This window comes from Variovorax sp. YR266, assembly GCF_900107295.1.
GTDB lineage: Bacteria > Pseudomonadota > Gammaproteobacteria > Burkholderiales > Burkholderiaceae_C > Variovorax.
The window spans coordinates 74,310-88,239 of the sequence record NZ_FNPM01000015.1; the positions used below are offsets into that span (position 1 = coordinate 74,310).

A 13,930-nucleotide genomic window follows, 5' to 3' on the forward strand; every position below is an offset into this window, starting at 1 on the left:
TCGCTCTGGCGGTAGATAGACTGGCCGGAGATGGTCGATCTCGATGGCCGCCTTGGCAAAGGTCGAGGCGTGCGCGAGTTGCCGGTGATGCCTTGACCGGCCCTGTCCGAACGGGAAATGCGCGGCCTCATGCAGCTGTTTCGGGCGCGTCAATGATTTCATCCTCCAGCCGGCAGGTCTCGGTGATGATCAGTTCGTAGAGGGCGCGCAGGAACACCGGACTCATGCCGTGCTCGGCGGCAAAGGCCGCCGCACGCTCCTGTACCACGCCGATGCGGTGGGGCTGCATCATCGGGATCGCATGGTTGCGCTTATGCAGGCCGATACGGCAGCAGCAGACAAGCCTTTGCCTCAAGGTCTCCAGCAACGTCCTGTCCAGGTCGTCGAGTTCGTCTCGCAGCGACTGCAGGGTCGACTGGGCTTCCTCGTTGCGGTCGACAGGGCCCGCGTCCGCGCTCATCGGGGCTGAGGCTGCGTCACGGGCCTCGGCCATGGTTTTCTGGCGCCCGTCGGGGCGCCGCTGTTGTGCTGAATTCATGTGGAGCTCCTTATTCGAGCCTGATGCCCTGGCTGGCGATGATCTGCGTGAGCGTCGCCGTGTCCGCCTTCACGCGGCGCGTCAGCGCCTCACCCGAAATGCCGACGGCCTCGTAGCCGTGCTGGAAGAGCTTCTGCCGCACCTCGGGCGAGCGGATGACTTCGGCGAGCACCTGGTTCAAGCGCTCCACGATGGGGGCCGGCAGGCTGGCAGGCGCCGCCGCCGCAGTCCAGATCTCGAGCTCGAAATCCTTCAGTCCCGCTTCCTGCAGGCTCGGGTAGTCGGGTACGAGCGCGGAGCGGCGCAGCGAGGTCACGCCGATTGCACGCAACTTTCCGGCCTTGACCTGCTCATCGGCGAGGCCCGGCGGAAGGAGCGCCAGTTGCAGTTGCCCGCCGATCAGGCCGGAGATGACCTGCGGATTGCCCTGATAGGGCACGTGCTCGGCGCCGATGCCGGTGCGGGTCTTGAGGAGCTCCATGCCGAGGTGGCCGATCGTGCCGATGCCGGGCGAACCGTAGCTCCAGCGGCCGGCGGCAGCGCGCGCTGCGTCGAGAAAGCCTCGGGCGTCAGCCTTCGAGACCTCCGACGTCGTGGCGAGCACCAGGGGGGCGGTGCAGATGATGCTGAGCGGCAACAGATCCTTCTGCGGGTCGTAGGGAGTCGCTGGATTGAGAATCTTGGCGATCGTCATGTTGCCGTTGATGAGGATGCCGATCGTGTGCCTGTCGGTGGACCTCGCGACGATGTCCGCCGCGATATTGCCGCTGGCGCCGGGGTGGTTCTCGACGATCACGGGCTGACCCAGCGCCTTCGCCATCGGAGCGGCCAGAGCGCGCGCCACGAAGTCCGGCGATGAGCCGCCGCCGAAGCCGACGACAAGGCGCACCGGTCGCGTCGGCCACTTCACATCCGCGGGACGGGCGCTTGAAGTGCCCGGCGGGGCGAGATCGGTGCGGTTTGCGCCGGACGATTGTGCGAAGGCGCCGCCAGTGCAGGCGAACGCGCCCAAAACACACAGCAAGCGCGCGGCAAACGATCGAAAAAAGACGAAGGACATGGCGTGAGAAATTGGAAATCGGAAGCCCAAGTCTTTCTTCGCTGGCGCGCCGAATCAACTCCTGCTTGGTGCGCAAAAACTCCACTTCGCGTCACCGCCGTGCAGATCCGACTTGCCCACGAGCAGGCGAAGCCAAGGCTTCCCGCATTTGCTTGCCACGCAAGATCACTGTCGAGCACCTGCGGCGTCCGGCTGCGCCAAGGGCTGACGTGCCGGGACCGGCACGTCAGCCCTTGGTCTTCGATCATGAAACCGCTGTGGATGTACCGTCCGCGATCGGCCACGCGCAACCTTGAGCGACGGCGGACGCCGGATTCGCGCACGGCGTACCCCTTCGTCTAGCCGGACCGGCGCCTCGCGAGGTACATCGAGGTCGTGCTCGGCAATGCATGGCCCAGATTGTTCTGCACCACCTGCAGCGGCAGCGGTGCCTGCCCTGCCCTGCCCCGCAAGGCATGCGATCCGTGGGAATGCCGCAGCCAGTGCGTGCTGGCCTTTCTGAGTTGCTTGGCATCGGCCGCGTCGAGGCCCTGGACGGCAGCGCGCGCGAGGAATGCCTTGATGGCCTGGTAGAGCCCCGAAGGCGACCAGGCGGGAGGGTGTTCACCGCCTGTCTCAAAGCGCGCCAGCACGGGGATGCCACGGTTGCCGGCGGCATCCGCCTGCCGATCGAAGCCGTGGCGTGCCAGCTCATCCCCGAGCTCATCGACCAGTTCGGCGGGTACGGGCACCTGGCGGCGCCCCCCGCCCTTGCCGGTCACCGAGAGCAGCCAGACACTTGTGGTCGAACCGTCGGCCGCGGTCGCATGCCGCAACTGGAGGTGCTCGCAGCGCGCATTGGTGATCTCGGCCAGCCGCAGTCCTGTCGCATACAGCCAGCGCATGCCTCGGCGCAGGCGCCGCCCGGCGTCGGTGTCCACGTGAACGCGCAGCAGCGCATCGATGTGGTCCCACTGGGCGAAGCTCAGCGTGCGGTTCGCGCCGAGCGGGCGCTGCGGATCGGGGGGCAAGGCCGATTCTGCAAAGGGGTTGCCCGTCACGTAGCCCTGGCTCGCCAGGAAGGCGAACAAGCTTCGAAGAATGACCAGGGACTGACGCAACGCCACCGGCGTCAACGCGCCTTCCAGCGGCCGCCACATCGGCGACCAGCGCTGGTGATGACGCGGCCCGCACCAGGCGACGGGTGGCTTGGCCAGGAAAGCCTGGTAGGCGCCTGCATCTTCGCCGGTGAGCGAGGACATTGCCTTGCCGCGCTCCAGCACAGCCCAGAGCAGCAGGCGCTCCGCCTCCTTGCGGTACGAGCGCTGCGTGGACGACAGGGGCGCCTTCACAGCGCCACCGCCCTTCGAGGCCAGCCACGCGTTGATCGCCTCATGGTCGTTGGCCGCCGCGAGCCGGCAGACCTCCCGCGGTGCGCGGCAAGTCCCCGCGCGACCATCCAGCCCAGCCGGCAGCACGAACTTCTCGTAGGGCACCAATGCGGTGGCGGCCGGGACCACCTGCGCCAAGGCAGATGGGCTCAGCTGCGCGCGCGGCTGGGCCGCATGCACGCCGATGCGCAAGCCCAGCACCCGCTCGTTCGCATGCACCCAGTCCAGGACCCGGGCAGCCTTGCGTTCACCCACGCCGGGCACATGGACCCACCAGCGCGCACCGGCGTCGTTGATTCGCTCCACCAGCGCGGCCAATGTCGCAAATCCCGCGCGCTCGAGCCGCTCGGCCAGCACCGGATGCAGCCAGGCGGCCACGCTGTCGCCCGGGCGCGGGTCCTGCGCGACCAGACCCTCGAGCCAGCGCAGCGCCTCCAGCTGGCGCTCGATGACGCGCGCACGCCGCAAGGTCTGGCCACCGCCTGCCGACCGGCTTCTTCCGCCGGCGCCGGCTCTCCCGAACGCGGCCTCGTAGGCCTCGATCTGTTCGGCCTCCGAGAAATCCTCCATGCCCCGGGCCAGCGCGAATTCGGCCAGGCTCGGCAACGCCGGCACGGCGGTGAAGCGTTCGGGGTCGAGCAGGATCAGGCGCGCGGTGCCCGGTTTCTGTTCGCGACGCGCGGCTGCGGCAAAGGCATCGCGGATCCAGGCGATCGTGCGGCGCACGGTGCGCAGGTCGACGTGCTCGCCCTCCAAGCGCAGATAGCGGTCCCAACTGGCGCGCTCGTCGACTCCCTGGGCAAGCGCCCGCATGAAGGCGAAGTGACCGCGGTGCAGCTTGCGCGGGGGGGGCGTCTTTTTCATGTGGAGGTCGGGGCGCCGGATGCCTGGCCGGCCTGCCAGAACTTCCACCAGCGCCGCGGCACGCTCACGGGTGGCGGCAACTGCTGCGCCCGGCTGATGCGAATGCGCTGGCGCAACTCGACTTCCAGCGCATGCGCCACGCCATAGGCCTGCTTCGCACCGCGCGAGGCGAGTGCGCGCCATTCCACAGCCAGGCGCTCGAGTTCTTCGTCGTCCAATCCGGCCAGTTCCTCGGAGTTCGGGACGGGGTGGCGGCTCATTGCGTCGGACCTTCTTCTTTGATGCCGGCCGGCGGGACGGTCGACGTCGATGCGGATCGCTTCGTCCGTGACCACACGGATCCCCACTTCCAGATCATCTTGTTCGCTGTTGCCTTCATTGCGGTACGTCCCCCTCGATGCTATCGGTCGGACAAGTGCAAGCATCCAGAAATCATCACGCTTCCCTCTTTTTTGATGCGCCGAGGGTGCGAGCTTGGCGCACACCCTTCGGCCACCGGATCGCATAATCATCAATTCTAATTCCAGATGCCGTGAGCGGTAAATTCTCGAAACTGGCATCGAGAAAAGCCTTAAGTCTTTGATTTGGTTCTGATTTCTCAAGCCTGATCAAAACACCGCCCAGCCAATAGCGACGGCCCGTGGAGCGAAGCTGAGTCATTGCTTTGGCTTCCGGCGGCAAGTGGGCGCTCCCATTCAGGATTTGGGCGTCAATCGACGGCCCGCCCGCAACAGCCTCCATTAGGCCGCCTTCGCAGCGCTGGACGCGCCGCGCAAGATTTTCATGTCGCCAAGACGAGAGAGCACGTGTGCACCAGAGCCAACCAACGCATGGGACTTTCGAACACGCGCGGCCCCAAGTAAGAGCCAGCGCAGTTCGAGCGGCAGAACACCCCCCACTCTTCCTTGGACCCCATCTGGTCGGTCTTGCTGGGAAGGAGCGAGCGCCGGAGATGATTTCCCTGGAGTTTTGTGAGCACGGCTGCGCCGGAGCGCAGATGTTGCGGGACTACGCTATCCGTGTGGCACTCGCTTGCGCCAGGGGCTGGCATTCCAAACCCGAACGCGATCGGTACTTTGCTGCGTCCAGTCTGTGTACTTCAACACGGAGCAGGCCCCGGTTGAGGCAGCGGACTCAATTGCACGATCCAAGCGATGTGGGCGTATACATTGAAATGTGCAGAGGATTTTCTGCGCTCGCGGCGCCCCGCGAGCAGGCCCGGGATGGAAGGGAGCCCGAACCTGCCCGTGCCGGGCCAGCCGATCGACGCCAAGGCCACTGCGAGTGTGACTTGGGCATGGAGCAAACAGGCCGTGGCCGGAGTCAGGTTCGGGGCATGGAAACCTGGTCGCCAGTTGCCCTGCCCTACCCCAGCCGTTCCAGGAGCAATTCCCAATGGCACTCACATGACGTTGGGACCTGCCCGGGCTAGCCGAGCAGCTTGACCTTCTGCAGGGTCTCGGCCACGGACTTCAGCAGGACGTCCGCTGGAAGGTCCGACATGGGGCCCGGCAGCAAGGTCAGCGTGACGGTTCCGTCAGGTGCCCGCAGACACGAGCCCACCGTCTTGCCCTCGATCAGGAGGGCGAGCTTCTCCGGCTTTGCGGCCGCCTCCAGCCCCAGCAGGCGCGCCACCACAGCCGCCGGTGCGAGCTTCTGGCCACGCACCTTCTCGGCACGCTTCAGGACGCTGCGTCGATCCTTGTCGAGGGCCGCGTTCAGTTGCTCCGCATGCCGGTGCTGCACTTCCAGCGGGCTGCGGAAACACTCGAGCACGGCCGACGGCAACTGTGCCACCGTCAGCGCCTTGCGGATCCAGGTGTGACTCACACCGAGTTTTTCGGCCAGTTGGCGCTGGGTCGGAAACAGCTGCTCCTCGAGCGCGCGCTGGTACATCACGCCCTGCTCATACGGCGAGAGATCGGCCCGCTCGCGGTTTTCGCGGTCCATGGCCGCGAACAGTTCAGCGTCGCCGAGTTCGTCGAGCCAGATCGCCGCCAGAACCGGAATACCCAGCTCCAGGCAGGCCCGGTGGCGTCGATGACCGAAGACCAGTTCGTACTGTCCGGGCTCATCCGCCACCGGGCGCACCAGGATCGGTTGCACATTGCCGCCGGCCTGCTCGACGTCAGCCTTGAGCCCGGCAAACTCCGCGTTCTCGAACGAGGCCGGATGGCGGTTGGCCCAGCGGGAGGCCCGGATGGTCGCGGGGTCCAGCTTGCGCGTAGGCGTCGAGCCGTCGTGCTGATGAAGCCGCTCGCGCAGGGCTGTCAGTTCACCTTCCACGGCTTGCATCTGGCCACGGAACGCCAGCATCTGTCCGGGACCGGTGCGGGGGGCGAAGTGACTGGTCTGCGCCGGTGGAAACCTGGTTTCCACGGCGGCCGCAGCGCCGGGTAGCGTCGTCAGAACCGGCGCTGTCGAATTGGAAACTGGAGCCGCTGCGGGCGCGGGCTCCGGAATCGACAGGCCGGCCGTCAAAGCTTCGAGACGTTTACGGGTACTAGCCATTGGAACCTCCAGTGCGGTGGAAACCAGGTTTCCACACAGATGCTGCGCGGCGGGGAATCGGCGGGACGGGACCGAGGAAAGCACCTGCAGCCGGGTGCCCGGAAACCTGGTTTCCAGGCGGTGTGCCGCAGCCGGTGCGTGGAAACCAGGTTTCCACACAGGTGCTGCGCGGTGCGGAATCGGCCGGGCCGGGGCAAAGGAAGCGCCCGCGGCCGGGTGTCTGGAAACCTGGTTTCCAGGCGGTGTGCCGCAGCCGGTGCGTGGAAACCAGGTTTCCACGCAGGTGCTGCGCGGTGCGGAATCGGCCGGGCCGGGGCAAAGGAAGCGCCCGCGGCCGGGTGTCTGGAAACCTGGTTTCCAGGCGGTGTGCCGCAGCCGGTGCGTGGAAACCAGGTTTCCACGCAGGTGCTGCGCGGTGCGGAATCGGCCGGGCGAGGGCAAAGGAAGTGCCCGCGGCCGGGTGTCTGGAAACCTGGTTTACAGACGGTGTGCCGCAGCCGGTATGTGGAAACCAGGTTTCCACGCAGATGCTGCACGGTGCGCAATCGGTCGGGCGAGGGCAAAGGAAGTACTCGCAGCCAGATGTCTGGAAACCAGGTTTCCAGACAGCGTGCCCCGAGCCGGCGTGTGGAAACCTGGTTTCCACGCGGATCTCGTGGTGCGCGATCGGCGGGACGAGGTCGAGGGAAGCGCCCGCAGTCGCATCTCTGGAAACCTGGTTTCCAGACAGCAGACCCGGAGCCGGTGTGTGGAAACCTGGTTTCCACACACCCGAGCCTGCCAACCGTCGATGGCAGGCACAACGCTCGTCATCGGGGCGTTCGGCTTCGCACGGCCTGAACCTGCGTGCCGCGTTCGGTCTCGACTGGCATGCCAATGGATCGGTGGAAACCTGGTTTCCACACGGCGTCCGCGCCCTCTTCGATTCGTGCGTCAAAGCTCTCATTGCACCTGTGCCTTGTCCGACCAGCTGCTCACCACGGACTGCTCGACCAGATCCACGAAAGAGTCGTAGGCGTCGGCCGCACGCTTGTAGGTCTTGGCGGCGCCTTCGTACTTCTGCACGTCGTAGACGGTGGCGAACTCGGCCGCCTTGTTGCTGGTCACGCTGGTCTTCGGGATCTCCACCGGCAGCGTGTACTCGCCATAGGTGGCCTGGATCCATTGCCTGACCGCCGGCGTGGCCGGATCGCTCGGGTCGACCCGGCTGAGCAGCACGTGCAGGAAGTCGAATGCCTTGCCGGCCAGATCGCCGCCTTGTGCATCGAGGTTGCCGCCCAGGTCGGCCAGCAACGACCAGAACTGCGCGGACGATGCGAAGTCCAGGCCGGAGGGCGGCACCGGCACGATGATCCCGTTGGCCGCCCACAGCGCATTGATGGTCACGTAGGACAGCGACGGCGGGGTGTCGATGACGATCACGTCGTAGAGGTCGCGCACGCTCTCCAGTCCGGCATTGAGCACATCCCAGAAGCGCGCACCCGGCTCCTGCATCTGGCGCGCCGGCAGCGCGAACTCGGCCGAGAAGAGGAAGGGGGCCGCAGCCACCAGATCCAGTCCGTCCCAGTAGGTCGAGCGGATCGCATAGCGGATGTCGGACTGGCTGCCGTCGCACAGGGGAGCGATGGTCATGTCCTCGCTGATCTCCGCTTCGGGCAGCAGACCGTGCAAGGTCGTGAGCGAGCCCTGCGGATCGGTGTCGATGGCCAGCACCCGGTGGCCACGCAGACTCAACCCCTGCGCCAGCACCATGGCCGTCGTCGTCTTGGCGACGCCGCCCTTGAAGTTGCCCACGGCGATGGTGAACGCCTTTTTGCCGGCAGGGCGCATCTTGTCGGCGCGGTAGGTGCGCGTCCACGCGCGCAGTTCGCTCAGCTCGAAGTTGCGCTTGCCGCCAGCCGGCGTCAGCCGCCCGCTCGGCAGATCCTCCTTGGTGATGCGGTAGGCCACATGCGCCTTGTCGACGCCGCACAGAGCCGCCAGATGCGCGGTAGAGTAGATCGGTGAAACCTTGCGAGCTTCCGGCGCCAGCAGCCGGCTGCGGATCTGCTCGACCATGGAACCGGCACGCACGGCCAGGGCCGCGATGCGTGGCATGTCGATACGCGCACGGGAAGGGGAAGGAATGGAGGGGGAGAGCGTGGAAACCTGGTTTCCAGCGCTGGCGGGAGCGGGCAATGCCATGGAGAAGGGCCTTTATTCGACAGAATTTGGCCATTCTATGGGAATCCGTCGAATGAACAAGATACGCAAAGAGCCACGCCTGTTCGGGGGTGCGAACTGTGAGAAAGATTGGGGACCAAGGTGAGATCCATTGGGATTGCAGCCCTCCGCAGACGTCCAGGCAGCTGGGATTTCAGCCGATCTGGCGGAGCAGGGGTCTCAAAAGCCCTGTCGAAGCGGCGTTCAGCAAGGGGCTTCCGTCCAAAACGTCCAGGCAGTGCGCGGCAACCCTTGTCCACTCACATCAAATCCCAACCATGCACACGTCAAGCCGCCTCGAATCCCATCCAATCTCACATTCAATCCCAAAGACTCTCACGCCAAATCCCAGCCGCACTCACACAACCCGCTCCAAGTCCTTGTCAGGGTTCGAGAAATCCCATCCCCAAATCTTCAATCTCTCCAAGTGTTTCATTTTCAATGTCTCAAGGCACTCTCCGCCAATCTGTAAATTGACCGATTCACAAATCGTGGGCATGATGTGAAACCGTTGATCCCCTGAAAGAAGTCCATGGAAGAGGGCGAAGTTCCGCGACAGCCGCCCAAGCCCTTGCCAGCCCTGGACGAGCAGAGCGTCGCCAAGGCCAACGAGGCCATCGCGATCCGCCCCAAACGTGGACGCCTCACGCTGCTGTCGCGGCGCATCTACAACGCGTTGCTCTATCATTCGCAGCGTCAGGGTGTTGACGAGCCTGTCTACAAGCTGGCCCTCAGCGAGCTGATCGGCGACGCACGCTTCAACTCCAACAACACCGAACTGCTCAAGTCCCACCTGCGCGATATGCAGGCGACCACCATCGAATGGTCCACCAGCGGCACCGGTCTGAAGCGCTGGGTGTCGTCGCAGCTGCTCGGCACCGTCACCATCGAGGAGCAGGGCAGGGGGCGGCCCTGCACCATCACCTGGCGCTATCCCGAAGAAATCCGCGAACGGCTCGTCAAGCCGCATCAGTACACGCGCGTGTTGCTTGAGATCAGCGGCCAGATGCGCAGCTACCCGGCGGCCGTGCTCTACGAGATCGGCGCTCGCTATCTCACGTCGCCCAGCCGGCTGTCGATGCGCGAGGACGTCCTGTGGTGGGCGGCTGTCCTGACCGGGCGCAGCGACATCACAGAGGTCGACTATCGCTTCCTCAAGCGCGACGTGATCAGCAAGGCGCTGGCCGAGATAGAGGCGCTGTGCGAGGATTTCAGCCTCGAGCTCATCGAACACAAGCGCGGCCGGCGCATCGAGGAAATCCAGTTTCGGGTAGTGCCCAAGCTGCAGCAGCGCCTGGGTGTGCCCGACGACCCGAGTCGCAACGTCTTCGACCTGGAACTCGTCGGCAAGCTGATCGCGCTCGGCCTCAAGCAGGACGAGGCCCAGGACCTGTATGCAACGACTGACGAAGGACAGCTGCGCGGCACGCTCGAACATGTGGAACAGCGGCTTCGCAGCCAGACGCTGCCGGCGCTCAAGTCACCCGCAGCGTATTTCAAGGACGCCCTGAAAAAGGGCTATGCCGGCGTGAAAGGGGCGAGTGAACCACCCGCAACGACGGCCCTGCCTGCGCCGCCCCAAGGACGGCCCAAGGCCGCACTTGGGGGCGAGGACCGCATGCACCGCATCCGGGAGTTGTGGGAGAACGATCGCATGCAAAAGGCCAAAGCGCTCTATCTGGAAATGCCCGAAGCCATGCAGGCCGAGGTGCGCTCGCGCTTCGAGGCCGATCGGCTCGCGCAGATCGCCGCGCCCATCGCCCGGGCGTGGCGTCGCGACGGACCCGCCAGCCGCATTGCGGCCACGACCTTCCACCGCTGGCTGGCGCAGGTCACATGGCCGGAGGAGCCTTCCGATCGGGTGCTGCTTGACTTTGCTTTGGCTCAGGGCGTGGCCGGCATGTGATCGACTGACCTCATTCATGGACAGTGAGCACACACTGCCTGAACTGACGGATACGGAACATGCAACCGACGTGGCAGGACCGGCCGACCATCAGGCACGTCCAAACACCCTCGCCTGAGCCCTTCCTGAGCCGGCCTATTCCAAGGACTGATGGATCTGATATGGGATTTATCCCATAATACCCCATGTCCACGGGCTTCTTCTACCACCCGGACGCAGACGCGGAGTTCAATGCGATTCGACCGCTCGGCCCGTACTTCCGCAAATGCCTGGCGGTCTCGGCACGGCGCGGCAACTGGATCGCGGATGGGACAAGGCCGTTGCTGAGTTCCGAGTTGCTCAAGCGCGGGCGTTCACTGTCGACGCTGTACCTCGTCGACTACTGGGTGCTTGATATTCCACCCCGTCTTTTCGACTGGATCACGGTGGTGTACGACCAGGTAGGTGCAGACGTGATCGTCGTCGCGATCGACGCCTGTCGCGGCGGTGTTCGGATCCATCCGTTGCCAACCCTTCCCGATGCCTCGGACCGAGGCTATGCGCTCTCCCGCTGAGAGCATTTGAAAGGAGTCCAGATGAGAGAACTGACCAAATCGGAACGCGAACTGCTCGATGAGCCGGAAGTGCGCAAGGCATATGACGATGCGGCAGTCCATCTGTCGTTCGGGGCGGCGCTCAGGCAGATGCGTCTCGAAGCAGGAATGACACAGGTCGAACTTCATGCCGCCACCGGCGTGGATCAGGCTGACATCAGCCGATCCGAGCGTGAGGCAGTGCCGAGTCTGGCAATGCTGCAGAAGGTTGCCGAGGCCACGGGATTCGATGTCGTGGTCGAACTGCGCAAGCGCGGCGCCCCTGACGAGACGTACATCATTGCGGAGTTCGACCACACGGCCGAGCCGAGATGAACTGGACGTCGTTGGAGGTTTGGTCCGATATCGTGGGCTTCGCAAGTGCAATCTTGCTGCTGATACCCGCCTGGCATTCGGACTGGATTTCCGGGCTCGTCGATGATCTCGAGCACGCGGGCCAGGCCGACAAGAATGCGAGGGCAATCGCCAACGACATCGCGAAGGACGCCGCTCGCTGGCGGCGCATCGATCGCCGCTTGTTGCAGCTCGCGGTGCTCCTGCTGCTCGCCTCCTTTACGCTCAAATTGCTTCACCACCAGCTGCAAAACCGAGTACCGCAAACGACCAGTAAAGCTGCCGCCGCGGGGTGTCCGTGTCCTGGCGATGGTGTACGTTCACGCGCTCTGGGGCGGCATTGCTCGCGCGGCCAAGTCATCGCGTGAATGCATTCGATTGCGGCCCTTCCTTGATCCACTTTCCCACCGAGCGCGCCGACACGCTCCCGCGCACAGATGCGCAGGGCGCGATGGCGGCGCGCTCTGCGCGCGATACGAACGGGTCAAGCGACAGCGGAATACGGCCCACCCACATGCGGAAGTGCGCAGAAAAGCCGATCCCAACTCGACCGGTCTCTCGCGGCATTCCACCTCGCCAAGACCGGTGGTGAACCACATTCAAAGCGGCCCGCAATCATGCCTACCATCCACAGGATGGGCGTGCGGAAAGAGAAGAGGGCGGTGAGCAGGCGTTGACCGAATTTGCTCGGTTGCACGGGCCCTGCGCAATGCGCCCGCGCTACGCTATTGCGATCTTGCCGGAAGCCGCCTGCACTGGAATGTGAGCACGCTCTTGCTTGATGCGGTTGGCGCCATTCACGAACACAAGTTTGGGCTTGTAGCCGGCCACCTGGTCCTCCGGCACCAGGCCGAAGGCCGCGATGATGAGCAGGTCACCTACCGACGCTCGGCGTGCGGCCGATCCGTTGACCGAGATGATGCCGGTGCCCCGCTCGCCGCGGATCGCGTACGTGACAAAACGCTCGCCGTTGTTGATGTTCCAGATGTGGACCTGCTCGTTCTCGGCCAGGTTAGCTGCATCGAGCAGGTCTTCGTCGATGGCGCAGGAGCCTTCGTAGTGCAGTTCGCAGTCGGTGACGGCAACGCGGTGGATCTTGGATTTAAGCAGGGTGCGGAACATGGGAGCGAACTCTTTCTCTCAGCGCAAGGGGAATCGGTCGGGTTTCCATCGATGAACAGCGTCAGGATGACGGGCGCCGTACGCGCGACGAGCGAAGGATAGACGAGTCGCCGATGGCGCCTTCGCCCCGCAAGCTTCGACCCCCTAGGCCGCGAGCATTACGAAAGACGGGGCTGGGGTTCCTCCACCGTACCGTCTTGAGCACTGTGGCCGCAGTTTCCTGACGGTGCAGCTCTGGGTGACGGTATCGATCAAGGCACCGCGTCGTCGGCTGAGCGACCGGCTGATCGCTCGTCTCGGACAGTGGCAGGCTGCATAAGTCCCGAAGACCTTGTCAGCCTCCCTGGCCGAGGCTCTGTGCAATGGTCATATCCCGGACCGATCCGAGGCGGCTCAGACCGCAAGTTCAGCAGGCGTCTTCCCGCTTTCCAGCGCCGCCTTGAACCAAGCCGGACGCGGTCCGCGCCCGCCCCAAACATTGCCATTGCCGTCCCTGTATTTGGGAATGGAGGCCGTGGAGCGGGTCTTGGCCTTGGAGATCTTTGCGCGGCCCCCGGGACCGGCTGCCTTGGTGCTCGCGTTGTGCCCGGCAACGCCCAGGTCCTCCGCTGTGAAGCCGTAGACCGCGATTGCCTCCTTGATGCGCGCGAGCACGCCGGCAGCTTCTTTCTTGCGCAGCGACTCGGCTTGTGCCTGCAATTGTGCAATCTGCTGCTGAACCTGAAGATAAGTCTTTGCCATTGTTGAATTGCCCCGGAAGAAGAGAAAGAAATCGGGATTGTGAGCCAATGCAGAGTTGCGCCTGTCCGAGACTCGCAGGTTCTCAACCGTAAGCAGATTGATCGACACTTCTGGCGTACTCGATGAGCCGCGTGAAAGGCTTTGTGGCAGAGCTACAGCGCAATAGAACGAGCGTGCGCCGACCACGATGTGCGATGTACAGGGGCAGAAGAAAAAGCTGGTCAGGTTGACGCCGGACCCCCGCAGTGCAGGGATTGCTGAGCACGGCAAGGAAAGCCGAAATCGCAGAGCCAGTGCTTTTTCGGAAATGAAGCCGCCACGCTTTTTTCTCTGTCCTGTCACGCGCAAATGTTCCGAAAGCCGGCGACTCGAGGGCCGACAGCCAGGATTCGGCCTGAGCCCATCTCATCACTCAACGCCTCTGAAGTGCTTGTAGATCGCGTGTCCAATGAGGCCGACTCCGATCAGAACCGCCGGGAGCCCGCCTGTCCAGGACTCATAGGAAGTTGGGAGGAGCATCTTGAATACGTCGTCGACCCAGCAGGTCGTGCGGCACATGCGTTGCCCAGTCCCTATCAGAGTCAATCCGATGAGAACCCCGGCGATGCCGATTCCGAGCTCGACCTTCAATTTCACTCCTTGGCGAATGGTGTGCCGTAAGCACCGAATCCTGCAATCGCTGTCCCTGTA

At 64.4% G+C, this 13,930-nt stretch carries 13 protein-coding genes; 4 read left to right on the forward strand and 9 right to left on the reverse strand.

All coding sequences use genetic code 11. From position 1 onward, the window contains the following. Nucleotides 1-127: 127 nt before the first annotated feature. From BLW48_RS29330 to BLW48_RS29355, 7 genes are all read right to left on the reverse strand, one after another. Complete coding sequence (locus BLW48_RS29330) at nucleotides 128-538, reverse strand: chorismate mutase family protein (RefSeq protein ID WP_256330989.1); 411 nt, start codon at nucleotides 536-538, stop codon at nucleotides 128-130. A 10-nt stretch (nucleotides 539-548) separates the two neighbouring features. Then, nucleotides 549-1,598: a Bug family tripartite tricarboxylate transporter substrate binding protein gene (locus BLW48_RS29335; protein ID WP_093179062.1), complete on the reverse strand. Its 1,050-nt coding sequence runs from the start codon at nucleotides 1,596-1,598 to the stop codon at nucleotides 549-551. A gap of 338 nt (nucleotides 1,599-1,936) precedes the next feature. Further along, nucleotides 1,937-3,832: a phage integrase family protein gene (locus BLW48_RS29340; protein WP_093179064.1), complete on the reverse strand. Its 1,896-nt coding sequence runs from the start codon at nucleotides 3,830-3,832 to the stop codon at nucleotides 1,937-1,939. Beyond that, on the reverse strand, nucleotides 3,829-4,092 hold the full coding sequence (locus BLW48_RS29345; RefSeq protein ID WP_093179065.1) for a hypothetical protein: 264 nt from the start codon (nucleotides 4,090-4,092) through the stop codon (nucleotides 3,829-3,831). Before BLW48_RS29345 ends, BLW48_RS29340 begins: the two co-directional genes overlap by 4 nt. A 175-nt stretch (nucleotides 4,093-4,267) precedes the next feature. Then, the gene (locus tag BLW48_RS35165; protein ID WP_143047819.1) at nucleotides 4,268-4,492 is read right to left on the reverse strand and encodes a hypothetical protein; all 225 of its coding nucleotides are present in this window, start codon (nucleotides 4,490-4,492) and stop codon (nucleotides 4,268-4,270) included. Between the two features lie 768 nt (nucleotides 4,493-5,260). Then, complete coding sequence (locus BLW48_RS29350; protein ID WP_093179067.1) at nucleotides 5,261-6,343, reverse strand: ParB/RepB/Spo0J family partition protein; 1,083 nt, start codon at nucleotides 6,341-6,343, stop codon at nucleotides 5,261-5,263. Nucleotides 6,344-7,285: 942 nt separating this feature from the next. Further along, the gene (locus BLW48_RS29355; protein ID WP_256330990.1) at nucleotides 7,286-8,440 is read right to left on the reverse strand and encodes an AAA family ATPase; all 1,155 of its coding nucleotides are present in this window, start codon (nucleotides 8,438-8,440) and stop codon (nucleotides 7,286-7,288) included. 637 nt (nucleotides 8,441-9,077) lie between these two features. On the opposite strand from BLW48_RS29355, the gene BLW48_RS29360 reads away from it, so the two are divergent. The 4 genes from BLW48_RS29360 (at nucleotide 9,078) to BLW48_RS29375 (ending at nucleotide 11,745) form a co-directional block, all read left to right on the forward strand. Beyond that, on the forward strand, nucleotides 9,078-10,451 hold the full coding sequence (locus BLW48_RS29360; protein ID WP_093179070.1) for a replication initiation protein: 1,374 nt from the start codon (nucleotides 9,078-9,080) through the stop codon (nucleotides 10,449-10,451). Between the two features lie 185 nt (nucleotides 10,452-10,636). After that, on the forward strand, nucleotides 10,637-11,005 hold the full coding sequence (locus tag BLW48_RS29365) for a hypothetical protein (protein WP_093179072.1): 369 nt from the start codon (nucleotides 10,637-10,639) through the stop codon (nucleotides 11,003-11,005). A 21-nt stretch (nucleotides 11,006-11,026) separates the two neighbouring features. Continuing rightward, nucleotides 11,027-11,359 carry a helix-turn-helix domain-containing protein gene (locus tag BLW48_RS29370; RefSeq protein ID WP_093179073.1) on the forward strand — a complete coding sequence of 111 codons (333 nt, stop codon included), beginning with the start codon at nucleotides 11,027-11,029 and terminating at the stop codon, nucleotides 11,357-11,359. Further along, entirely contained in the window at nucleotides 11,356-11,745 is a 390-nt protein-coding gene (locus BLW48_RS29375; protein WP_093179075.1) for a hypothetical protein, read from the forward strand. Before BLW48_RS29370 ends, BLW48_RS29375 begins: the two co-directional genes overlap by 4 nt. Nucleotides 11,746-12,097: 352 nt before the next feature. On the opposite strand, the gene panD is transcribed toward BLW48_RS29375, so the two are convergent. Together panD and BLW48_RS35945 are read right to left on the reverse strand one after the other, a co-directional pair. Then, nucleotides 12,098-12,499: an aspartate 1-decarboxylase gene (panD, locus tag BLW48_RS29380; RefSeq protein ID WP_093179076.1), complete on the reverse strand. Its 402-nt coding sequence runs from the start codon at nucleotides 12,497-12,499 to the stop codon at nucleotides 12,098-12,100. Between the two features lie 393 nt (nucleotides 12,500-12,892). Beyond that, on the reverse strand, nucleotides 12,893-13,582 hold the full coding sequence (locus tag BLW48_RS35945) for an H-NS histone family protein (RefSeq protein ID WP_256330991.1): 690 nt from the start codon (nucleotides 13,580-13,582) through the stop codon (nucleotides 12,893-12,895). Between the last annotated feature and the right edge of the window lie 348 nt (nucleotides 13,583-13,930).

Coding starts and splice junctions, on each gene's coding strand:
- BLW48_RS29330 (WP_256330989.1), bottom strand. CDS start 538: ATGAATTCAGCACAACAGCGGCGCCCCGACGGGCGCCAGAAAACCATG.
- BLW48_RS29335 (WP_093179062.1), bottom strand. CDS start 1,598: ATGTCCTTCGTCTTTTTTCGATCGTTTGCCGCGCGCTTGCTGTGTGTT.
- BLW48_RS29340 (WP_093179064.1), bottom strand. CDS start 3,832: ATGAAAAAGACGCCCCCCCCGCGCAAGCTGCACCGCGGTCACTTCGCC.
- BLW48_RS29345 (WP_093179065.1), bottom strand. CDS start 4,092: ATGAGCCGCCACCCCGTCCCGAACTCCGAGGAACTGGCCGGATTGGAC.
- BLW48_RS35165 (WP_143047819.1), bottom strand. CDS start 4,492: ATGACTCAGCTTCGCTCCACGGGCCGTCGCTATTGGCTGGGCGGTGTT.
- BLW48_RS29350 (WP_093179067.1), bottom strand. CDS start 6,343: ATGGCTAGTACCCGTAAACGTCTCGAAGCTTTGACGGCCGGCCTGTCG.
- BLW48_RS29355 (WP_256330990.1), bottom strand. CDS start 8,440: ATGCCACGCATCGCGGCCCTGGCCGTGCGTGCCGGTTCCATGGTCGAG.
- BLW48_RS29360 (WP_093179070.1), top strand. CDS start 9,078: ATGGAAGAGGGCGAAGTTCCGCGACAGCCGCCCAAGCCCTTGCCAGCC.
- BLW48_RS29365 (WP_093179072.1), top strand. CDS start 10,637: ATGTCCACGGGCTTCTTCTACCACCCGGACGCAGACGCGGAGTTCAAT.
- BLW48_RS29370 (WP_093179073.1), top strand. CDS start 11,027: ATGAGAGAACTGACCAAATCGGAACGCGAACTGCTCGATGAGCCGGAA.
- BLW48_RS29375 (WP_093179075.1), top strand. CDS start 11,356: ATGAACTGGACGTCGTTGGAGGTTTGGTCCGATATCGTGGGCTTCGCA.
- panD (WP_093179076.1), bottom strand. CDS start 12,499: ATGTTCCGCACCCTGCTTAAATCCAAGATCCACCGCGTTGCCGTCACC.